The following is a 20863-nucleotide window of genomic DNA, read 5'->3' on the forward strand; positions in this document are numbered from 1 at the left end:
CTCAGACCCGGGGGCCGTGGTCGGTGGTGTCCTCGACGGAGGTCTGAATGTGCTCAAGGAGGTCGTCGATGACGGTGATTCCGTCCTTGACCCCGCCCTTCGAACCGGGGAAGTTGATGACGAAGCTGCGTCCGCGCACTCCCGCGACTCCGCGGCTCATCACCGCCGAGGATGTCGACTCGAGACCCTTGCGCCACATCGCATAGATGAGGCCCGGGGACTGGCGTTCGAGAAGTTCGGCAGTGAATTCAGGAGTGCGATCGTCGGGAGCGAGCCCGGTACCGCCGCTCGTGACGATGACGCGAGGACGGTCGGCTTCCGGAGTGTCGACGAGGAGTTGCTTGAGTGCGTCGCCGACGGGTTCGCCGTCGCGGACGACGATAGCCTCGGGAGTCTCATAACCGCGGCCGCGCAGCCAATCGACGAGGATGGGGCCCGTCGTGTCCGCGGCCTCTCCCCTGGCCGCCGAGGTGGAGGCAATGATGACCGCAGCCTTGCGTCCCGCTCCGAGGAGCTCGCTGTTCTCTTCGCTCACCTATCTGCCCTCTTCCAAATCAGTTTCAATCGCACCCGTAAGCGGCACATCTGGTACGTGCGCCTGCTCGCGATCCCTGCGCTCACCCACGAGGCACGGCTACTGCCACCATTGTCCCACTCCGGTCGGGGATGACCAGAGACGGCACGACCCCGGGTCGCGGGGAAGAGACGGCAGCGCAAGGGACGAATCGTTGAGGGCTGCTCTCGCTGCTTTGCCTCGTTGGCGATAAGGGATTGCCAGCGTATTGCCATGTTCGGCACATACCGTGTGATTGCAATTTCAACCAATCATGGAGATCACCGTGTACGCAACGACCGGACTGCCGACCTTTGCCCGCGACATCATCACTCTCATTGCCCGGATCGGCCTCGGCGCGATCTTCATCGCCCACGGGTGGCAGAAGTTCAACGAGTGGACCATCGCCGGAACGAGCGATTCGTTTGCGCAGATGGGAGTGCCGATGGCCGATATCGCGGCCCCGGTCGCGACCTTCGTCGAACTCATCGGCGGAGCACTGCTCATCCTCGGTGCGCTCACTCCCATCGTCGGATTCCTGCTGGCAGCCAATGTCATCGGCGCCCTGATCATCGTCCACCTCACCCCGACCCCGTTCGTCGATCAGGGAGGCTGGGAGCTCGTCGCCTCACTAGCCGCAGGCGCTCTGCTGATTGCCGCTGCAGGTCCTGGCCGTCTGAGCGTCGACCGCCTTCTCTTCGCCGGCAAGGCAGGCAAGGGACGTAAGCGCTCGAGCGCATCTCGCGCCGTGGCCGCTGACGCCTGAGCCACAGCAAACGCCAGGCACTTGGCTTGCCCAACGCCGTCACCACCCTCGCCGCGGACCATTTCCGACCCCTCGCACGCCGCAGGTAATGTGAGGGCAGGTCGGGATGGCCGCTCGCGGCGATCACGACGTCAGCGGCAGCTACGCGATCAGCAGAAGGAGAAGCGGTGGATGATCTGAGCCTGAGCACGCTGATCTGGCTGCGCATGGCCCGCTTCGTCCAGAACAGCAACCAGCTCTCCAATGAGCACCTGCGGCAGTTCGGGCTCACCGTCGCCCAGTTCGAAGCCCTTGCCCATATCCGCAATTTCGAGCCGATCACACAGTCCGCTCTCGCCGAAGGACTGACCGTCAGCAGCGGCGGGATCTCCCGCATGCTCGCCCGACTCGAGTCCGAGGGCCTGATCTCTCGCGAACAGGACTGGAAGACCAAACACATCTCGCTGACACCCAAGGGCCGCGAACTCCTCGAACGGGCGTTTCCCTCGCAGCAGGAACAGCAGGCGTCTTTGTTCGACGATTCCTTGAGCGAGGACGAGAAGGTGCAGCTGCACGCACTGATGAAGAAGCTCTACGACACCAGCCGGAAGCGCGGCGAGAACCCGCGGGAATAATCCCGCGGCCGTCTCAGTTGACATGGCAAATGACATTTTCGTCACCGTCACGAGGAGACACCTTGAGCGAGTCCGCGCAGCTGCACACCACCCCTCAGCAGCATTCCGAAACGACTGAATCCCTACCGTCACAGCAGCCGAACTATATGCACGAATTCGGTTTCGACCAAGGCCAGGGACTGCAGTTCGGCATCTACAGCCTCGGCGACCATCTGCCTGACCCGCACGACGGGTCACGCGTCGACGCGGGGCAGCGCATCCACGAGTTCATCGGCTACGCCCAAGCCGCCGAAGCAGCCGGACTCGACTTCTTCAGCCTCGGCGAGAGCCATCAGGAGTTCTTCGCCTCGCAGGCCCATGCCGTCATCCTCGGTGCCATCGCCCAAGCCACGGATACGATCCGCATCGGCAGCTCCTCGACGATCCTGTCGACCTCGGACCCGGTCCGGGTATTCGAGAACTTCGCGACGATCGATCTCATCTCCGGCGGTCGTGCCGAGCTCGTCGCCGGTCGCGCCTCGCGGGTCGGTCTGTTCGAGCTCCTCGGCTACGATCTGCGCGACTACGAAGAGCTCTACGAGGAGAAGCTCGATCTGCTGCTCAAGATCAACCGCGAACAGCAGGTGACCTGGTCCGGGCAGTTCCGGGCTCCGCTCAACGACGCCGAGGTCCTCCCCCGCCCCACCGGGCAGGCGCTGCGCATCTGGCGCGCCGTCGGCGGGGCACCGGCGAGCGCGATGAAGGCGGGACTAGCCGGGGTCCCCATGGTCATGGCCCACCTCGGCGGGACCACCTCGGTGTTCAAGGGCACCGTCGATGCCTACCGTCGCGCGGCCGCGCATGCTGGATTCGATCCGGCCATATTGCCGATCGCCACGGCGGGATTCTTCCATGCCGCGGAGACCTCGCAAGAGGCGCTACAGGCGATGTATCCGCACATCAACGAGGGGATGAAGCGCACGAACGGGCAGGGCATGCCCAAGCAGCATTTCGCGCAGAGCGTCCACCCGGCGTCCATCGCGAACATCGGCAGCCCTCAGCAGATCATCGAGAAGATCCTCCACCAGCATGAGGTCTTCGGTCATCAGCGCTATCTCGCACAGGTCGACTTCGGCGGGATGGCCTATGCCGACGTGATGAAGCAGATCGAGATCATCGGCACCGAGATCCTGCCCGCCGTCAAGAAGTACACCGCGACCGCGCCGACCGATAAGCAGACCGGGACCGCCGGCTCTGCGTTCGACTCCGCCGAGGAGGCACTGTCATGAAGCTGGTTCTGCTGTCCGGGTCGAACGTCGGGACGAAGACCCGGACCGTGATCGATCACCTCGCCGAGGCGGTCGCCTCCTACGACCCGACCATCGAGCTGAGCGTCATCGATCTCGCCGAGGCGGACATAGTCTTCGCTGACGGTCGGAACTTCACCGAGTACACCGGTGATACCGGTCGGGTGGCCCGGGAGCTCATGGACGCGGAAGCGATCATCATCGGTACCCCGATCTTCCAGGCCTCAATCCCGGCAGCACTGAAGAACATCTTCGATCTGCTGCCGACGAGTGCTTTCCTCGACAAGGTCGTCGGCGTCATCGCCACGGCGGGGTCGTCGAAGCACTATCTCATTCCGGCCCAGCACTTGCTGCCGATCCTGACGTACATGAAGGCGCAGGTCGTCCAGCCGTATGTGTTCGTCGGCGAGAGCGACCTGCACCGCGGCGAGATCGTCAGCCACGACGTCCTCCAGCGCCTCGACCGTCTCGTCGAGGACACCGTCGTACTCACCCGCACGTTCGCCTCGATCCGAGAGGAGCGGGACGCAGCCTACGGGTTCTGATCGTTCAAGAGCGACGGTCCGCCCACCGTCTGAATATGCGAACTCTGTGTGAAGCGCCCCATGACCAAGGTCAGGCGCGCAGCTTCTCAAGGTGCGCAGCGAGGAGCTCGCGGGCACGCTCAGGAGCAAGAACCTCGGGGTGAAGCGCCGAGCGCAGGGTCAACCCATCGATGAGGGCAGCGAGGGTCTCGGCTTCGGCTTGAGCGTCGAGGCCCGCGTGCAGGACTCCGCGGGCACTCATACTCTCAACGACTCGGGCCATGAGAGCACGGGTGCCGCGCACGGAAGTCTCGAAGACGTCGCCAAGCTCCGGTGTCGTGCGCGCCTCCTCTTCGAAGGCCAGCCACACCACCGACTCCCGCCGCCGGGTCTCGTCGAGCGGCAGCAGTTCGGAGAGGAAGTCGACCGTCAGCTCTTTGGCCTGATCGCGATCGATGCTCCCAGCATCGAGCTTGGGAAGCATGTCGGCCAGTCGCGCCTCCAGCCGATCTCCGACACGTTCGACGAGGGTCTCGAGCGCGAAACGCACGATCCCGTCGGCGCCGGAGAAGTAGTGCCGGATGGAGCCGATGGCCAAGCCGGTTTCATCGGCGATGGTCCGCAGCGAGACCTTGGAGAGCCCCCGCCTGAGGACGATGGCGAAGAGCGCATCGGCGATGACCCCTCGGCGCTGAACCGGGTCGACGAATTTCGGCATAGATCTTTTATAGCACACCTCTGCGACATCATGCTATCGTTTTAGCACGTGCCTGCTAACACATCAAAGGAGATCGCCCATGTCACCCCTCCTCATCGCCCTCGGAGTCATAGCTGTCATCGTCGTCGTCATCGTTCGACGCTTCCGCGGAGAGCCCGTCGACGCCAAAGATCTCGCAATCCCACCGTTGATCCTGCTGGGACTGGCCGTCAAGGAACTGTGGGGATTCAGCCATTGGACACCCGCGAACGTCACCTTCCTGACCTCCTCGGTGGTGGTCGGTGTCAGCTTCGGAATGCTGCGCGGAGCATCCACGGTCCTCTTCGAACGAGACGGGGCTCTCCACCAGAAATACACGGTGAAGACGATGATCATCTGGGCATGCAGCCTGCTCGCAGGGCTGGGCCTGCATTTCGGAGCTCAGCTCATCGGCGCCGAAGAAGCCGTTCGTCCTATGACACTGAGCATCGGATTGAGCCTGTTCGGCGAAGCGATCACCTGCGGCGGGCGGGGTCTGCAGTCGGGTATTCCCTTCAGCAATCGCGACGCGATACGGAACGGCTCCGACACATCAGCACTGAGCAGCCTCGTCGACCGCGCGCGACAGAAGTGATCGGCAACGTGGTGGCTGGCGGCACGGTTGAGGACGAGCAGCACTGTTTCAAACGTGGGCTGCTCAAACTCAATAGTGCCGTAGCGGCTACTCGATCCAGCGAATCGATACACCCTGCTCTGAATTTCACAGCGAGGAAAGTGGCCATTTCAGAGGACCCTATACAGAACCAGAACGTGCGCTCCGACGAAAGGCTCGCGCCCACCAACGCGCACCCCAATTTGGCCGACGGCGCGCTCGAGCCGCACCCGCGCCCCAAGCCATCCGGTGCCCCAGGTCACCGGATTTGCCGGGCCAGGCGGGCCTGGATAACCTGAAAGCGGAAGGAACCAGTCGGGACGACCCGGCTGCGTGAGACTCACGATGAGGACGGCCTCAGAGACAGGAAGACCTTTCATGACCGCCGCCCTCCGCTCCATCATCACGCCGACCGCAATTCTGCGACTCGTCCTCGGCTGGGGCGTGTTCATCGCCCTGCAGTTCATGGGCACTCTGCTTGCCCCGCCGATCCCCCTGCCGCTGCTCGTGACCGCACTCGTGGTCATCATCGCGGTCATCCTCATCTGCGCCTTCGGAGTCGTCACCGAGGCCGAACACTTAGCGAACCGCCTCGGCGACCCCTACGGCTCGCTCGTGCTGACGATCTCGATCTGCCTCATCGAGGTCATCCTCATCGCTGCGGTCCTGCTGGGCCCCGGCGACCACGCGACGATCGCCCGCGATTCGGTGATGGCGGTATCGATGATCATCCTCAACGCCGTAATCGGCCTCTGCCTGCTCGTCGGCGGACTGCGCCACGGCGCACTCACCCACAATCGCACGGGTGTCTCGAATTACCTGGTCATGATCGTCGTCTTCGCCGCCCTCGCCTTCGCCGTGCCCGCCCTCATCGGCACCCCCGATGGCGCATACGAGATCTGGCAGGAGATCCCGATCATCGTGGTCACCGTCGGCTCCTACGCCTTCTTCCTCTACCGCCAGATGGGACCGCAGGCCCAGGAATTCACCGAGGCGGCCCCCGTCGAGGCCGTGCAGGCGATCACCTCATCGACTGCCGGAACGACGCAGTCCTCCCCCACCGAGGCGGCCGGCCGGCCCGAATCCACCCGACCCGAGGCGGCCGACCAGACCGACGACGCGTCTCACGGAATCGTCGAGATCCTCTCAACCCACCGCGTGGAGATCGTCCTCCGGCTGGTCCTCCTCGTCGCCACGGTGCTGCCAATTGTGCTGCTCTCCCACGATATGGCCACGCTGCTAGACGACGGTCTGGGCCGCCTCGGCGCTCCGGTGGCACTGTCCGGGGTGGTCATTGCGATGATCGTGTTCCTACCCGAGACGCTCACCTCTCTGCGAGCGGCGTGGAATGGCGAGATCCAGCGGGTAAGCAACCTGTGCCACGGTGCACAGGTGTCGACGGTGGGGCTGACGATACCGACGGTGTTGGTCATCGGCATGCTCACCGATCAGCAGATCGTACTCGCCGAGTCACCGATCAACCTCGCGCTGCTGGCGATCACGCTCCTGGTCTCCGTCATCGGGTTCGCCGGCAAGAAGGTCACCGCCGTCCAAGGTGCCGCTCATCTCATCATCTTCGTCGTGTTCGGTCTCGCGCTCTTCGCGTGAGTTGCCGGCACGGCGACAAAGCGGGCCGGCACGGCGCCGGAGATATTTGGCGCTGGCGGCGAACTCTCACGGGTAGGCTGAAATCCGAACATTCAATCAGCCTCCGGCTCTGCCTCGTACGAAGGAGAATCCATGAACAACGACGCTTCCTCGCAGCCCACCACGCCACTGCCCGACGTCTCCCCCGAAGGCTCGAGCCGGTTCGTCGCGGCCACCGGACTCGTCGTCGATGAGGTCAGCGCCACCTCGGTGCGGGCGCATGCCGAACTCGACGAGAATCACCACACTCCATGGGGCGTCATCCACGGCGGCGTGTACACGACCATCGTCGAAAGCGCAGGCAGCATCGGCGCTTCATACGCCGTGGCTGAGCGCGGCGAGTTCGCCGTCGGCGTCCACAACGCCACCGACTTCCTGCGCCCGAGCACGGGAGCCCGCGTCAATGTCGAGGGCAACGCTCTTCACCAGGGACGCACTCAGCAGCTCTGGGAGATCATCATCACGGATGCGGCCAGCGGCAAGCAGCTCTCACGCGGCCAGCTGCGCCTCCAGAACGTCCCCATGCCCGAAGGGAGCAACTGAGATGAGCACCGAGGCTGAGCCGAAACTTCGCGAAACGACCGTGACCTGGGGCGATCCGGCCATCGGTCTCAAGCAGCTTCCCCACCTCGACGGATTCGACTTCCTCCAGAAGATCGCCGACGGCGAGATTCCCGGCGCTCCCATCGGAGCACACATCGGAATGGAATTCACCGAGGTGGAGCGGGGCAAGGTCACTTTCACCTGCCATCCCGACGAGTCCCACTACAACCCGATCGGAGTGGTCCACGGCGGTCTGGTCTGCACCCTGCTCGACTCGGTCCTCGGATGTGCCGCGCATTCGCTGCTGCCCGCAGGTATGGGCTACACGTCGATCGACATCAACGTCAGCTACCTGCGGCCCGTGACCGCCGACAGCGGCCCTCTGGTCGCCACCGGCAGAGTCACCAAACCGGGACGCCGGGTCACCTTCGCCGAGGGTGAGGTCGTTGACGCAGCAGGCAAGACCGTCGCGACGGCAACGAGCAGCTTGTTGGTCTTCCCTCTCGAATCGGCCTGAACCTCAGCTCCCAGCCATCTCCCGCAGTGCGTTCTTGCGGATCTTGCCGGTCGACGTCGTCGGCAGCTCGTCGACGAATTCGACTCCGGCCGGAGCCTTATAGGAGGCGATTCGGGTCTTGACGAATGCGATGAGATCGGCTTCGGTCGCCTCGTTGCCGGGCGCAAGGACGACGTAGGCCAACGGTCGCTGTCCCCACTTCTCGTCGGGCATTCCGACCACGGCCGCCTCGGCGACGGATTCGTGGGCGACGAGGGCCTGCTCGACCTCGATCGTGGAGATGTTCTCCCCGCCGGAGATGACGATGTCCTTGGCGCGGTCGAGGATCTGGACATACCCGTCGGGGTGCATCACGGCAAGATCACCCGTGTGGAACCAGCCGCCGCGGAACGCCTCGGCGGTGGCTTCGGGCGCATTGAGGTAGCCCTTCATGACGTTGTTGCCGCGCATGACGATCTCGCCCATCGTCACCCCGTCGCGGGGCACGTCGGTGAGCACATCGTCGTCGCGCAGTTCGACCACGCGCATTCGCTCGGCGCTGATCATGCCGATCCCCTGTCGGGACTTCAGCTTCGCGCGCTCCTCAACGGGCAGGCCGGACCATTCGGGCTGCGGTTCACACGAGGAGTACGGGCCGTAGGATTCGGTAAGTCCGTAGACGTGGATGACCTCGATGCCGAGGCCCTCCAACAGGGCGATCGTCGTCGGCGACGGCGGGGCGCCGGCCGTGGTGATCGACAGCGATCCACCCAGGTCATGGGCCTCCTTGGCCCCGGCGATGGTGTTGAGCACGACGGGAGCACCGGCCATCCGCGTGATCTTCTCCTCGTCGATGAGCCGCCAGGCTTCGGGTCCGCGCACGGCTCGGATGCACACGTGCGTGCCCGACACCGCGGTCAGCGCCCAGGTCGTGCACCAGCCGTTGCAGTGGAACATCGGCAGCGTCCACAGGTACTTGGTCAGAGCCGGGAAGTCCTGCGTGATGACCTCGCCGAGCGAGTTCAGGTACGCCCCGCGGTGAGTGTACATCACGCCCTTCGGCCGGCCCGTCGTGCCCGAGGTGTAGTTGACGGTGATCGTCGCGGTTTCGTCTTCGATCTCGTAGGCTCGCGATGATTCCGGCGCCGAGGCGGTCCAGTCGGCATACGCTTCCACGCTGAGATCCGCGGCGGCCACCTCACCTGGGGTGCCGTCCTCGTCGGGGTGGACGACGATGGTGTCGACGGCGTTCGCAGCTCCGGCATCGATGACCGGCTGGAGGAGTCCGGCATCGCCGAAGAAGAACTTCACTTCGCTGTGGCCGAGGATGTACTCCACCTCGGGCGGCGCCAGTCGGGTGTTGAGCATGACGAGCACGCCGCCGGCCAACGGGACCGCGTAGTGGGCGATGAGCGCCTCGGCACTGTTAGGGGCGAGCACCGCAACCGTATCCCCTGGCTTCAATCCACGGCGGACGAGTCCTTCGGCGAGGTTCTGGACGGTCTCAGCCATCTGCCGGTAGGTGAAGCGGCGGGGCCCGTCGACGATCGCCTCCCGGTCCGGGTGTGCCTCGAGCGAGCGCTCGAGGAAGCGCAGCGGAGTCAGGGCGGTATCGAGTCCGGACATGGGTATCTCCTCATCGTCGATGATCGTGGCGGCCGTCGGCAGGCGCAGCTGCGACGGTATTCGACTTCAGATTACCGAGCGACTGTGACCTCGTGCACACCACCCCTCGCCGAGTCGGACGGCCGGCAGCGCGACCGTTTCCTGTCCGCGCTTCGGTTCCATGCGAATGTGAGCGTGACGCCTCAGCTATTCGCAACCGACTCCGTCGCCGTCGCGGTCGAGGTGGGACCCGTAGCCGGGGTCGCCTCGGTGGACGGGTGCGGCGCCGGCTTCGCGGGCGGCCGTGCAGTTCTCGAAGTAGGATGACGAGCCGGAGCTGCTGGACGATCCACTCGTGGTTCCGCTCGACGACGATCCCGGGCTCGATGAACTCGACGATCCTGAGCTCGAGGATTTCTGCTTCGCCGGGCGGGTCTCTTCCTTCGTGGTGACATTGTCGCCGTCACCGGGGCCGGGCCAGTCGACATCCTCGGCGAAGGCGGGCTGGTCGTCGCACTTCGCAAGCACGCGTTCCATGGCGGCCTTCTCGGCCGGGACCACCCACAACTCGTATTTGTGCTTCACGGCGATCTGTCGGGCGACGTATTCGCAGCGAAAGCTCTTGTTCGGCGGCAGCCAGGTCGCGGCGTCGCCGTCGCCCTTCTGTCGGTTGAGGCTTGAGCTGACGGCGAGCAGGTTGAGCGGGTCGTTGCCGAATTCCTTGAGCGTCTCGTCGTCGAATTTGAAAGCCCCGGTCTGCCAGGCGTTCGATCGGGCGACGACATGGTCGATGTCGACGGCGTTCGCGCTGCGGTCGAAGTCGTAGGTCTCGCCGGCATAGGGGTCGTCTAGCGTTCCGGCCAGCACGATGCATCCGTGGGTTCCGGCCTTGAGGGTGATGGTCGTGAGGTCGCGGCGGAGCACGTCGTTGCGGGTGTCGCAGCCGTTGTGGTCGGTGTCCGCACGCCATTTGAACAGGTCACCGTCGTAGCCGGTCTTCGGCGCCCGGCCCTTGACCGTGAGTTCAGCCAACATCGCCGAGGCGGTCCCCGTCGCCGCGCTGCCCGCGCGGCCTTCGTCTCCTTCGCCGGCTTCGTCGGTGTCATCGGAATCCGACGGCGAGGGGATATCCTCGCTTGCCTCCGAGGCCTCACGTGTGGGTGTGGGGTCGGCGGCGCTGGATGAGGAGGTATCAACGGCCGGTTGGGCATCCTCGGCGCATCCGGCCAGGAGACCGAAGGACAGAACTGCTGCGAGTGCCGCGAGTGTGCGGCGTGAGGAAGAGAGCAAGGGCATGGACTTTCGGGCGTGCAGGCTCGCTGGTGGCGCGAGATGGTTCAGACGTGGTCGTGGACCGAGCCGACATGAATGCCGCTGCTCGATCCACTCCGATCAGTGTAGGTCCGGCGGCGCGCCGATGGTACACGGTCGGCCGGAACGTATCCCATTCGTTAGATACGCGGAAACGTGCCAGCAGACCTCCCGCTGACCATCCCATCTGACTCCACCGGCGGGTGGGTGCATGATGGGAGGGAAGGGTGGGCGGCCTCGGCGAGGAGGATTTTCGATGCGACACGATGAGGAGCGTCCGCGCACCAGCGGGTTCCTTGCCGATGGGACGGTGCCGGGGCACTGGACGCAGGTGCTCGGGTCGATGCGTGCGAATCCGTTCACGCGTCTTTCACTGGATGAGGTGCGCGCCGAGGCGGCATACCTCCTCATCGTCGCGCCCTCCCCCGAAGTGGCCCGTGCGTGCTTCGGGGAAATGCTCGATGAGTTCGGGGACTCGATTGAGATCGCAGTCGTCGACGAGGTCACGCCGGATCACGTCCCCGCTGGGACGTGGGTGTTCCTGCCACATCGGCAGGACGGGTGGACGGATCTTGAGGACGCCTCGGCGACGCTGCGGGCGGCTTTGGTCAAGGAGAACTCGTCTCGGGAGGCTTCCGACAAGCTCGTCCTCATGGAGTACGGGATCAACCTGTGGACGTGGGCCGAGCCGCCGTCAAGCGGAGGCGACCCCGTCTGCCACGCCGGCGAACTCATCAGCTGGGAAAGCGCGTGGGCGCTGGGCACGAGCGGAAGCGATGAGAGTGATTCCGGAAGCGGCACGGAAGGTGCGACTGTCGCGGGAAACGCTTTCACGACAGAACTGTCACCACTGGCTGTTTCTTCGGAAACTGCGCGTCCGGCCTCAGCCCGCCCGCCGATCTACTTCGGCCTGCCACCTATTCTGCGCAGGCGCCGCTGGGACAACTGAGCACATTCTCTGACCCACCCTCGTCGACCGCTCGAGTTAGCCTCTAGCGCACACGCATTGCGGATTGAGGCGAGCGCTCGGCGCTCATGCGAGCGGTCTTTGGCCAGGAACATGGCTGAGGCGAGCGGTCGAACAGCCTCGGTCAACCGGCCCGGTGGATCGTCAGGTCCGTGCGTCCGGGATGGACGCTGTCGACCAGCGCCCGAGTGGACCGGTCATAGTCTCCGCCCAGCATTCGACGGTAGGGACGCGCACGTTCCTCGCGCAGTCCCGCGATCCGAGCGGTCAGTCGCGTGGCCTCCCGTTCTCTGCCGTCGGCACCGAGCCCATCCGCGTCATAGACTACGTGGAGGTCGAGGGTTTCGATCCCGACGTACCACAGTGCACCGTGTGTCAGCGGAAAGAGCAGTGATTCGAGGTCGCCGCTGATTCCGCGTGGGCCCAGTGTTCGACTGTCGTCTCCTGCTGTGACGATGATCAGTGCTTTCCTGCCCATGAGCCGACCGTCGCCGTAGCGTCTCGGCAGCCCGGTGGAGTCATCGACGTCGCCTTGCGCGAAACCGGTCTGCAGCACGCGGTCGATCCATCCTTTGAGCATCGCGGGAGGCCCGTACCACCACAGCGGAAACTGGAGAACCAGGAGTTCGGACGCCGCCAGCCGCTCCTGTTCGCGTCTCACCTCAGGCTCGACCTCACCCCGGGCATAGGCTTCGCCAGTCAGTTCCGCCAGGTTCCCACCGGCGCCGGACAGACTTCCGAGATCATGCTCACCGAGCGTCGGGTTGAAGCGATCGGCGTAGAGATCCGACACTGTGAGCTCGTATTTTTCGGCCAGCGCGGATCGACCGACTTGGAGCAGGTGCCTGTTGAGCGAATCTGCTTGCGGATGTGTGTAGACCCAGTGGGCGTGACCGGAGATCGGTTTATGAAATGAGTTCATGACTCAATTACATACGAGGCGCACGAGACGGAGAATAGGTGGCACGATCAGATAGATGCTCCATCGTCTAAAATGGCGACGTGGATGCTCTGACAAATGTGCTCACACATATCCGGTCGTCCGGCGCGTTGCTGGGTAGGACTTTGGCGAATCCGCCATGGTCTGCAGTGTTCGCGGAGAAGTCCTCTCTTACGCTCGTCGCCATGATCCGGGGTGATGCGTGGATCGTCGATGGTGGACAGTCTCACCGACTCAAGCCCCATGACATCGCCGTTGTCGTCGGACAGGCCCCTTTCGAGGTCACCAGTGACCCCGGAATGTCTCCTGATCCCATGTACGTCCAGACGGAGTCGGGAGTCTGCCTTGCCGCAGACGGAGGTGTGGCCGACAGCATTGCGCTGGGGACCCGGACCTGCGGCACACAGTTGGATGCCGATGACACTATGCTGACCGGATCATTCACTGTGAACGGTCGCGTAGCCGACCGCCTGCTGACGACACTCCCTCGGGTATTCGTCGTGCCGCACGAGTCACAGCGCACGAAGACGCTGGGTCTTCTTGAGACGGAGATCATGCGCGAAGAGCCCGGACAACAGGTCATCCTCGATCGACTGCTCGACGTCGTGCTGGCTGCGGCGCTGCGGGACTGGTTCGCAATGCCCGAAGTTCAGGCCCCAGGCTGGTACCGCGCGAGCTCCGACCCGACCGTGGGCGCCGCGCTCAACGCCATCCATGATTCCCCGCAGCACCCATGGACCATCGCGACTCTGGCCGAACAGTCCAACGTCTCGCGAGCGACGCTGGCGAGACGTTTCACCGAACTGCTGGGAGAGCCCCCTCTGACATACCTGACGAGCTGGCGTCTGTGCTTGGCCGCCGACCTCCTTGAACAGAGCGACTCGACAGTCGAATCCGTGGCGCTCGAAGTCGGCTACTCCAGCGGATACTCACTCAGCACTGCCTTCTATCGCGAGTACGGGATCCGCCCCAGCCGGTATCGCAGGGCGTCAGCAGACGCCTGACTGCACCTGCTTCCTCACGCCGCGGCGACGACTACCCCAGCCGCCACAAGCAACACGAAATACCCCCAGGCGTGGAGGATCTCGGGGATCTTCGGCACCCGACGGCGCAGGAACACGATGATCGGCAGTCCGCCGATGAGCAGCGCCGCGGCCGCCACCAGGTCGAGTGATCCCACGATGCCCGGGGCATCGATCGCCGCCGGGGTCAGGATCGTTACGAACACGGCCGGGCTCATGATCACCAAGGTCAGGGGGTTGGCCAGGGTCGTGGCCACGGTCATCGTCGCCCCGGACCGGCGCATCATCGGCACCGTCATCACCGACCCTCCGACACCGAGGAACGAAGCCAGCCCACCGATCGGCACACCCCAGACAGCGGCGATTCCTCGGCCTCCCTCGCTGACTTCGCCAACGTCATCGACGACCGCGGCCTTGCGTCGGAAGAATCCGGGCCGGGCGAGCAGATCGATGGCAGTGGCCGCGATGTACGCAACGAACCCCCACTGCAGCAGCGCGTCCGGTGCGAATCGTCCTGCGAACGCACCCAATCCCCCGCCCAGCGCGAGCAGCCCGAGCAGCCACCATCGCCCTTTCAGGTGGGCGAGCGTGGATCGCTTCGTCGACACCGTCGCGACGATCGCGTTGACGAGCATCACCAGCGCCGAGGTGGCCGCCGCCACCCGTGCCGTGTCATGTCCGAGATCCGCATCGGCGAGGGTGATGATCGGGACCGTGACGAAGCCGCCGCCGAACCCGAAGAGCACGGTGGTCAGGCCGACGAGGCAGCCGATGAGGACGAGTCCGAGGAATTCCATGACTGGCGGGAAACCTCAGAGCCGGGCGATGAGCAACGGCTGGGTCACCGAACCGACATATCCGTGCTCGTCGGCCAGATCACCGTCCGTGACACCGCGCCCATCAGGGCCGACGTGGGTGCGGGCATTCATGTTCAGCCACTCCGACCGCGGTTCGCGAGCGAAGGTCAGCGACAGTGACGGCGGAATGAACGTCCACTCGCCGAACGGAACCGCCGCCGAGACGCCGTTCGCCGAGTCCGCAGCGATGACGAAGCGTTGGATCGGGCTCGTCTCCTCACCAGCGACGAGCGGGATGCGCGGTCGCACCCAGACGTCGGCCGCCCCGAGTTCCTGGAGACCGCCGGAGACGAAGCGCCACTCGATGGCACGGCCATACCCCCAGTCGGGGCTGATGCCGGGGAAGTACTTCTGTTCCTGCGGGCCCGGCACAGCGGACGTGTCGAAGGTCGAGGCCACCTCGGCGCTGGATTCCGGGGTGGACCGCATCCTCCACGCTGTCGCGGTCACGGCGAGGCGGTCCTCGGCCCAGAGCTTCGCCTCGACGAGTTCGATGCGCTTGCCCGGACGCACGATGGTCGCCTCGGTGCGTATGCGACCCTGCGGGATGGGGCCGAGCATGTCGATCGTCAGCCGGCCGATGCTCATCGCGTCGTCCTCACGGACTCGTTCGACGGCACGGGCGAGCAGCGCGGCGGGCGGGCCGCCGTGCTGCATCGCCTCATCCCACGGGCTCGTCGTCGCACGTGTGGAGTCGAGTTCGTCCTCGCCGCGCGGAAGGTAGAAAGCCTCGGGAAGCGGGCTGACCTCGTTGTCTGTCATGCAATTTCCTCAGTCGTTGAGCGTTTCCACCATTCTGCCCGACCTTAGACTTTGCCCTCGGGGGCTGAGTCGCCCGAGCCGGGGTCGGCAGTCTCATTCTTCGCGGCGAAGGCGAGCGCGAACTCCTTCTTGCTATCGGCAATCGCCTGCGCCTCGAAGGTGTTCTTCCACGTCCGCAGCAGTCGCTTCTGCTGCGCGATGACGGCCCGATCGGCGCGTGTGGTGTCGCGCAGCAGCTCGAGTGCGCGCTCCTCGACCGACCCGTCGACGGAGTCGTTGAGGAAGCCGCAGGCGAGCATGTCAGCGGCGGAGAAACAGTTGCCGGTGAGCACGAACTCTGTCGCCTTCGTCCAGCCCATCAGGCGGTGGAGGTTGACCGATTCGAGCACCGAGGGGATGCCGATGCGCACCTCGGGCATCGAATACCAGGAGTCCTGGCTGCCGATGCGGAAGTCCGCGGCTGCGGCGATCTCGGCGGCCCCGCCGATGCAGTAGCCGTCGATGGCGGCGGCGACAGGAAGGGCGCAGTCCTTGATCGCTTCGCACACCTCGCCGAGGCGGCTGATCGTCGCGTACGCCCGCGACGCACTCGTGTGCGCGAATTGTGCGGTGTCCATTCCGGCTGAGAATCCGCGTCCGCCGGCCGAGGTAAGCAGGACCGCGCGCAGGCTCTCGTGAGCACCCGCCTCGGTGAAGGCGTCGATGAGCTGTCCGAGCATGTCCTCGGTGAGCGCATTCGCCTGCCCCGGATTGTCGATGGTGACGGTAAGAATGTCGTCGGTGCGGTCTTGCCTGATCATGCGGGCTCCTGCCTGTGAGTGTGTCGCTTCCTCAACCTTGTTCCGCCCCAAGGCTCGCCAACGCCGACTCAACAAAGGCCGACGCCGCCGGGCTCGGATTGAATTCGCTCCAGGCGAGGTATTCCGCGCGCTTAGGTCCGTCGGTCACGGGCACAGTGGCCAGCTCTCGCCCGTCCGGCACAACCGCCGGGGCGAGCAGCGCAATACAAAGCCCCTGCCCGACGAGGTCGAGCATCATGTCCACGAGCATCGATTCGAACGCAACCGTTCGGGTCAATCCCGCCTCGGCGAAGGCCCGATCGGACTGTGAACGACCGGGACTGTCGGAGGGGAAGTCGACGAATGCCTCATCGGCGAGATCGGCCAGCCGCAGCCGTCGGCGTTCGGCGAACCGATGGCCCGGGCCGAGCACGGCCACGAGCCTCTCCTGTGCGATGACGGTGCTCGCCACGCCCTTCGGCTCGACGTCCTCCGGCAGTCCGAGGACCGCCGCATCGAGGCTTCCCGTCCGGATCCGTTCGATGAAGTCGAGACTGCCTCCCACGCTCATGCCGATACTCACCTGCGGATACGTGCGATGAAACCGGCCGAGGACCGCAGTGAGGTCGAGTCGGGTCACCGTCGGGATCGCTCCGACGCTCAGACTTCCGCGCATCTGTCCGGTCGCCGCGACCGCCTCAGTGACGGTCCGATCCGCGGCGTCGAGGGTGGCTCGGGCACCGGCGACGAAGGCGTGCCCGGCTGTGGTGAGTTCGACTCTGCGGCTGGTCCGGGCGAAGAGTCGGACGCCGAGCTCGCGTTCGAGGGCCTTGATCTGATGGCTCAACGCCGACTGGACGACATGAGTCTTCGTCGCCGCTCGGGTGAAATTCCGCTCCTCGGCGACGGCGAGGGCATAGCGCAGCTGCTGCAACTCCATTCATACATGATGACAGTTCATGGATTCGATGAAAACTATGTGTTGGACTCATGGCACGATTCAGGCAGACGCTGGAGTCATGACAACGACGACCACACTCACCCCATCCACCCCGACTCCGGCGAGCTCCCGGGTCGGCACCACCGTCCTCACCGCCCTCGCCCCTGCAGTGTGGGGCACGACGTACCTTGTGACTACGGAATTCCTGCCGACGGGCCACCCGCTCTTCGCCGCGCTCATGCGCGCCCTGCCCGCGGGCCTCATCGGTCTCCTCATCGCCCGCCGCCTGCCCACCGGGTCCTGGTGGTGGAAAGCAGTGGTGCTCGGGACCCTCAACATCGGGATCTTCTTTCCGCTTCTGTTCGTCGCAGCCGCTCGCCTGCCCGGCGGGGTCGCTGCGACTCTGGGAGCCGCGCAGCCGATCCTCGTCACCGTCCTCGCGGTCATCGTCCTCGGTGAGCGTCTGTCGGTGTGGCGATTGGGCTGGGGGTTCGTCGGCGTTGCCGGCGTCGGTCTCGTCGTCCTCGGCCCCGGTGCCGGCTTCGATCTGGTCGGCATCGCAGCGGGCATCCTCGGTGCCGCCTCGATGGGAACCGGCGTCATCCTCGCCAAGAAATGGGGACTGCCGCCGGGCATCGGACCGGTCGGGTTCGCGAGCTGGCAGCTGAGTGCCGGCGGACTCGTCCTCCTCCTGCTCACCCTGCTCATCGAAGGCGTCCCCGCACAGGTCGACGCCCCGGGCATCGCCGGCTATCTGTGGCTGGGCGGCGTCGGCGGACTGCTCGCCTACACCCTGTGGTTTCGCGGCCTCGGACGCCTGCCGGTCACCGCGACCGCCCTGCTCGGACTGCTCTCCCCGCTCGTGGCTGCCGGACTCGGCATCGTCTTCGCCGGTGAGAGCCTCAACCTCGCGCAGATCGCCGGATTCGTCCTCGCTCTGGCAGCACTAGCCTGCGGACAGCTCTCCCCGACCGCACTCAACCGTGCACGCACATCAAACCGCACAGAGAAGGAACCCGCAGTATGAAGATCACCGTCATCGGAACCACCGGAATGGTCGGCTCCCGCATCGTCGCCGAGGCGGGCGACCGCGGCCATGGCATCATCGCCGCCTCCCGCCACCCCGAACACACACCTCGCCCCGAGGTGCATCCGCTGGCGATTGACGCCAGTCGTTCGCAGGACCTCGACCGTGCCCTGCGCGGTGCCGACGCAGCCGTTCTCACTGTGCGCGCGACACCCGGTCAGACACAGCAGTTCCTCTCCATCACGGAGGAAGTGCTGCAAGCGACCGCTCACGCAAGGGTGCCGCTGCTCATCGTCGGCGGTGCCGGGCCGCTGCGCTCCCCGAACCGGGCCGACATCCTCGTAGTCGACGATCCGGAGTTCGTCGCCGCCGAGTGGAAGGAGCTCGCTGCCGCCAGCGTCGCCCAGCTCGACGTCTGCCGCAACCAGGGCGGAGACCACTGGACCTACCTCAGCCCGCCGGCGGTGCTCGAACCCGGCAACCGCCTCGGCGAGTACCAGCGCGGAACGACAGCCCTGCTCATCGGGGCGGACGGCCAGGCGCGCATCAGCGCCGAGGACCTCGCCGCTGCCGTCATCGACGAACTCGAATCACCAGAGGGCGACCGGCACTTCACCGTCGCAAGAGTCTGAGGTTCGCGCGGTCAGGCGAAGGGCATCGGCCGGCCACCACCTCGGTCGTCCCTGTCTGTCCCACCTGCGGCCAGACTCACTCTTGTATCCAAGATGGATGCAAGTTAATGTGAGTGAGTCCTGACCACCACGACGACGTGAGACCACCATGACCAGCCACATCCGCGAACAGGCCAAACTCATCACCGCCCAGCTCCTCTCGGGAGCCGGCATCGCCTCCGGGTATGCCGTCGGCGGACTGCTCGCCGAGGAAATCACCGGGCAGACCTCGATGGCCGGTTTCGCGCAGATGAGCGTCATTCTCGGCGCCGGCCTCATCGCCTATCCTCTCGCCGTGCTCGCCGGTCGTTCCGGTCGTCGTAAGGCGCTGACCTTGGGCTTCGGCATCGGCACGCTCGGCGCCGTGGTCGTCCTCATCGGCGTCGCCCTGCAGTTCCTGCCCTTGTTCATGCTCGGGATGATGATGTGCGGATCCTCGACCGCCTCCGGCCTGCAGGCTCGTTACGCCGCCGTCGACCTTGCCGACCCGGCCGCCGCAGGCCGAGCGATGTCCCTGGTGGTGTGGGCGACGACCGTCGGCTCCGTCCTCGGCCCCAGCTTCACCGCTCCCGGAGCCCACCTCGGCGAAACACTGGGCATGAACGGATTGGCCGGGCCCTACCTCATCTCCATGGTGGCGTTCGCCCTGGCGACGCTGTCGGCCTCGACGCTGACGAAGTCGGTGGCCGCCGGAACCGACCACCCCAGCGAACCCAGGGTCGACGATCCCGGCCACGACGGTGAGGGCACGGCCGAGGTCAACGACAGCGCCGCCTCGGCGAAGGAATCCGCCCCGACCGACAAGTCCACCACCACTGAGGCGACCGCCCCTCCCCCGATGAAACTCGGCGAAGCGCTGCGCTTCGCCCTGGCCCGCCCGGTGCCGCTGTTCGCGATGATCACAATCATCGCGGGGCAGATGATGATGACCAACGTCATGGTCATGACCCCGGTGCACATGGATCACCAGGAGTTCAGCCTCGGCGCCATCGGCATCGTCGTGAGCATCCACATCGCCGGCATGTACGCCCTGTCCCCTGTATTCGGCTGGATGGCCGACCGGTGGGGTTCGGGCGGCGTCATCGCAGGTGGGGCCGGTATCTTCGTTCTCACGATCGTCCTCGGCGTCATCGATGCGGTGGCCCCGGAGTCGTCGATGGTGCTGCTGTCGACCGCGTTGTCGCTGCTCGGAATCGGATGGTCCATGTTCCTCATCGGCGGCTCGTCCCTACTCACCGCCTCGGTGCCGGCACATGCGAAGGTGCCGCTGCAGGGCGCCTCGGATTCGGCGATGAACCTCGGCGGGGCGCTCATGGCGGCGATGGCCGGGACTGTACTCGGCGCCGGCGGATTCCTGTGGATTAACCTCATGGCCACGTTCGTCCTGCTCATCGCCGTCGGATTCTCGATCCGCGCGATCCCGCTGATGAGCTGGCCCGGACGCCGCACTGCCGGCCTCGCCGAGGCGGCCGACCCGCCCGCTGCCGCCACGAGACAGGATGGGGCAGGGAAATGAGCACGAATACACGATCCTCGAGAACGGCGACGGAATCGATGAGCGCGGCCGAACGCGCCTATTCGGTCATCCGCGGGCAGATCCTCAACGGCTCTCACGTGCCCGGGACGATGCTCGGCGAGGCGGCACTGGCCACCGAGATCGGCGTCAGCCGCACCCCGGTGCGCGTGGCTCTGGCCCGATTGCAGGACGAGGGGTGGATCCACATCTATCCCAAGCGCGGGGCGATCGTCCAAGGCATCGACGAACGCACGGTCTCCGAGCTCGCCGATGCCCGTTATGTGCTCGAGACGACCGCTGTCGAGCGGGCATCCGAACCCATGCGGAAACGGTTGGCGGAGAAACTCGGCGCTCTCATCACGCAGCATCGAGCCGCTTTCGCAGAGGGGGACGTCGCCCGATTCATCGAGCTCACCCTGGAGTTCCACCGCGGCTTCGTCGAGGCAGGGGACAACCGGGTGATGCTCGAGATGTATTCGCTGCTCTCCGACCGGCACCGATTCACCCTTTTCATGAACAGCCGACACCTGCTCGATCGGTCGGACGAACTCATCGCCGAACACGAGGCCCTTGTCGCACATCTGCGCTCCGGCGATTCCGCGGCATTCGCGGCGACTCTGCAGGGCCACATCGCGGAGAACGCCGGCCCGGCGCACTGACGGACGGATGCACCGGGCCCCTGTGGCGA

At 65.4% G+C, this 20863-nt stretch carries 23 protein-coding genes; 14 read left to right on the forward strand and 9 right to left on the reverse strand.

Annotation, left to right across the window (positions count from 1 at the left end; all coding sequences use genetic code 11):
• Nucleotide 1: 1 nt before the first annotated feature.
• A complete protein-coding gene (locus tag HK108_RS04545) occupies nucleotides 2-535 on the reverse strand; it encodes a MogA/MoaB family molybdenum cofactor biosynthesis protein (RefSeq protein WP_181270673.1) in 534 nt (177 codons plus the stop codon).
• Between the two features lie 304 nt (nucleotides 536-839).
• Here HK108_RS04545 and HK108_RS04550 point away from each other — a divergent pair, with 304 nt between their 5' ends.
• The 4 genes from HK108_RS04550 (at nucleotide 840) to HK108_RS04565 (ending at nucleotide 3764) form a co-directional block, all read left to right on the forward strand.
• The gene (locus HK108_RS04550; RefSeq protein ID WP_229663991.1) at nucleotides 840-1319 is read left to right on the forward strand and encodes a DoxX family protein; all 480 of its coding nucleotides are present in this window, start codon (nucleotides 840-842) and stop codon (nucleotides 1317-1319) included.
• A gap of 167 nt (nucleotides 1320-1486) precedes the next feature.
• Entirely contained in the window at nucleotides 1487-1933 is a 447-nt protein-coding gene (locus tag HK108_RS04555; RefSeq protein WP_172170475.1) for a MarR family winged helix-turn-helix transcriptional regulator, read from the forward strand.
• A gap of 62 nt (nucleotides 1934-1995) precedes the next feature.
• Nucleotides 1996-3201: an LLM class flavin-dependent oxidoreductase gene (locus tag HK108_RS04560; RefSeq protein ID WP_229663990.1), complete on the forward strand. Its 1206-nt coding sequence runs from the start codon at nucleotides 1996-1998 to the stop codon at nucleotides 3199-3201.
• A complete protein-coding gene (locus HK108_RS04565; RefSeq protein WP_181270675.1) occupies nucleotides 3198-3764 on the forward strand; it encodes an NADPH-dependent FMN reductase in 567 nt (188 codons plus the stop codon). The genes HK108_RS04560 and HK108_RS04565 overlap by 4 nt, the downstream gene beginning before the upstream one ends.
• 70 nt (nucleotides 3765-3834) lie before the next feature.
• Here the strand turns inward: HK108_RS04565 and HK108_RS04570 are convergent, their stop codons facing one another.
• Nucleotides 3835-4461 carry a TetR/AcrR family transcriptional regulator gene (locus HK108_RS04570; RefSeq protein WP_181270676.1) on the reverse strand — a complete coding sequence of 209 codons (627 nt, stop codon included), beginning with the start codon at nucleotides 4459-4461 and terminating at the stop codon, nucleotides 3835-3837.
• Between the two features lie 79 nt (nucleotides 4462-4540).
• Between HK108_RS04570 and HK108_RS04575 the strand changes: the two genes are divergently transcribed.
• The 4 genes from HK108_RS04575 (at nucleotide 4541) to HK108_RS04590 (ending at nucleotide 7799) form a co-directional block, all read left to right on the forward strand.
• Nucleotides 4541-5074, forward strand: coding sequence for a DUF1453 family protein (locus HK108_RS04575; RefSeq protein ID WP_181270677.1), 534 nt, complete (start codon nucleotides 4541-4543; stop codon nucleotides 5072-5074).
• 396 nt (nucleotides 5075-5470) lie between these two features.
• Nucleotides 5471-6700 (forward strand): calcium:cation antiporter, encoded by a 1230-nt coding sequence (locus HK108_RS04580; protein WP_181270678.1) that lies wholly within the window; start codon nucleotides 5471-5473, stop codon nucleotides 6698-6700.
• 132 nt (nucleotides 6701-6832) lie between these two features.
• Nucleotides 6833-7282, forward strand: coding sequence for a PaaI family thioesterase (locus HK108_RS04585; RefSeq protein WP_181270679.1), 450 nt, complete (start codon nucleotides 6833-6835; stop codon nucleotides 7280-7282).
• A 1-nt stretch (nucleotide 7283) separates the two neighbouring features.
• Nucleotides 7284-7799, forward strand: coding sequence for a PaaI family thioesterase (locus HK108_RS04590; RefSeq protein WP_181270680.1), 516 nt, complete (start codon nucleotides 7284-7286; stop codon nucleotides 7797-7799).
• A 3-nt stretch (nucleotides 7800-7802) separates the two neighbouring features.
• On the opposite strand, the gene HK108_RS04595 is transcribed toward HK108_RS04590, so the two are convergent.
• Nucleotides 7803-9404: an AMP-binding protein gene (locus HK108_RS04595; protein ID WP_181270681.1), complete on the reverse strand. Its 1602-nt coding sequence runs from the start codon at nucleotides 9402-9404 to the stop codon at nucleotides 7803-7805.
• A 186-nt stretch (nucleotides 9405-9590) separates the two neighbouring features.
• Nucleotides 9591-10679 (reverse strand): GmrSD restriction endonuclease domain-containing protein, encoded by a 1089-nt coding sequence (locus HK108_RS04600; RefSeq protein WP_181270682.1) that lies wholly within the window; start codon nucleotides 10677-10679, stop codon nucleotides 9591-9593.
• Nucleotides 10680-10950: 271 nt separating this feature from the next.
• Between HK108_RS04600 and HK108_RS04605 the strand changes: the two genes are divergently transcribed.
• Nucleotides 10951-11643: a hypothetical protein gene (locus HK108_RS04605; RefSeq protein ID WP_181270683.1), complete on the forward strand. Its 693-nt coding sequence runs from the start codon at nucleotides 10951-10953 to the stop codon at nucleotides 11641-11643.
• Between the two features lie 142 nt (nucleotides 11644-11785).
• Here the strand turns inward: HK108_RS04605 and HK108_RS04610 are convergent, their stop codons facing one another.
• On the reverse strand, nucleotides 11786-12583 hold the full coding sequence (locus HK108_RS04610) for an NAD(P)H-dependent oxidoreductase (RefSeq protein ID WP_181270684.1): 798 nt from the start codon (nucleotides 12581-12583) through the stop codon (nucleotides 11786-11788).
• Between the two features lie 80 nt (nucleotides 12584-12663).
• On the opposite strand from HK108_RS04610, the gene HK108_RS04615 reads away from it, so the two are divergent.
• Nucleotides 12664-13605 carry an AraC family transcriptional regulator gene (locus HK108_RS04615; protein ID WP_139468224.1) on the forward strand — a complete coding sequence of 314 codons (942 nt, stop codon included), beginning with the start codon at nucleotides 12664-12666 and terminating at the stop codon, nucleotides 13603-13605.
• Nucleotides 13606-13619: 14 nt separating this feature from the next.
• On the opposite strand, the gene HK108_RS04620 is transcribed toward HK108_RS04615, so the two are convergent.
• The 4 genes from HK108_RS04620 to HK108_RS04635 are packed head-to-tail and all read right to left on the reverse strand — an operon-like array spanning nucleotide 13620 to nucleotide 16961.
• The gene (locus HK108_RS04620) at nucleotides 13620-14420 is read right to left on the reverse strand and encodes a sulfite exporter TauE/SafE family protein (protein ID WP_181270685.1); all 801 of its coding nucleotides are present in this window, start codon (nucleotides 14418-14420) and stop codon (nucleotides 13620-13622) included.
• A 15-nt stretch (nucleotides 14421-14435) separates the two neighbouring features.
• Nucleotides 14436-15242 (reverse strand): thioesterase family protein, encoded by an 807-nt coding sequence (locus HK108_RS04625; protein WP_181270686.1) that lies wholly within the window; start codon nucleotides 15240-15242, stop codon nucleotides 14436-14438.
• Between the two features lie 44 nt (nucleotides 15243-15286).
• Entirely contained in the window at nucleotides 15287-16042 is a 756-nt protein-coding gene (locus HK108_RS04630) for an enoyl-CoA hydratase/isomerase family protein (protein WP_181270687.1), read from the reverse strand.
• A gap of 31 nt (nucleotides 16043-16073) precedes the next feature.
• Entirely contained in the window at nucleotides 16074-16961 is an 888-nt protein-coding gene (locus HK108_RS04635) for a LysR family transcriptional regulator (RefSeq protein WP_181270688.1), read from the reverse strand.
• A 79-nt stretch (nucleotides 16962-17040) separates the two neighbouring features.
• On the opposite strand from HK108_RS04635, the gene HK108_RS04640 reads away from it, so the two are divergent.
• The 4 genes from HK108_RS04640 to HK108_RS04655 all read left to right on the forward strand — a co-directional run bounded on the left by HK108_RS04640 (nucleotide 17041) and on the right by HK108_RS04655 (nucleotide 20834).
• Entirely contained in the window at nucleotides 17041-17988 is a 948-nt protein-coding gene (locus tag HK108_RS04640) for an EamA family transporter (RefSeq protein WP_219922206.1), read from the forward strand.
• A complete protein-coding gene (locus HK108_RS04645; protein WP_181270689.1) occupies nucleotides 17985-18620 on the forward strand; it encodes an NAD(P)-dependent oxidoreductase in 636 nt (211 codons plus the stop codon). The genes HK108_RS04640 and HK108_RS04645 overlap by 4 nt, the downstream gene beginning before the upstream one ends.
• 148 nt (nucleotides 18621-18768) lie before the next feature.
• Nucleotides 18769-20175, forward strand: coding sequence for an MFS transporter (locus HK108_RS04650; RefSeq protein ID WP_139468217.1), 1407 nt, complete (start codon nucleotides 18769-18771; stop codon nucleotides 20173-20175).
• A complete protein-coding gene (locus tag HK108_RS04655) occupies nucleotides 20172-20834 on the forward strand; it encodes a GntR family transcriptional regulator (protein WP_139468216.1) in 663 nt (220 codons plus the stop codon). The genes HK108_RS04650 and HK108_RS04655 overlap by 4 nt, the downstream gene beginning before the upstream one ends.
• The last annotated feature ends 29 nt before the right edge of the window (nucleotides 20835-20863 follow it).

It is taken from the genome of Brevibacterium sediminis, assembly GCF_013623905.1.
In the GTDB taxonomy this organism is placed as follows: Bacteria; Actinomycetota; Actinomycetes; order Actinomycetales; family Brevibacteriaceae; genus Brevibacterium; species Brevibacterium sediminis.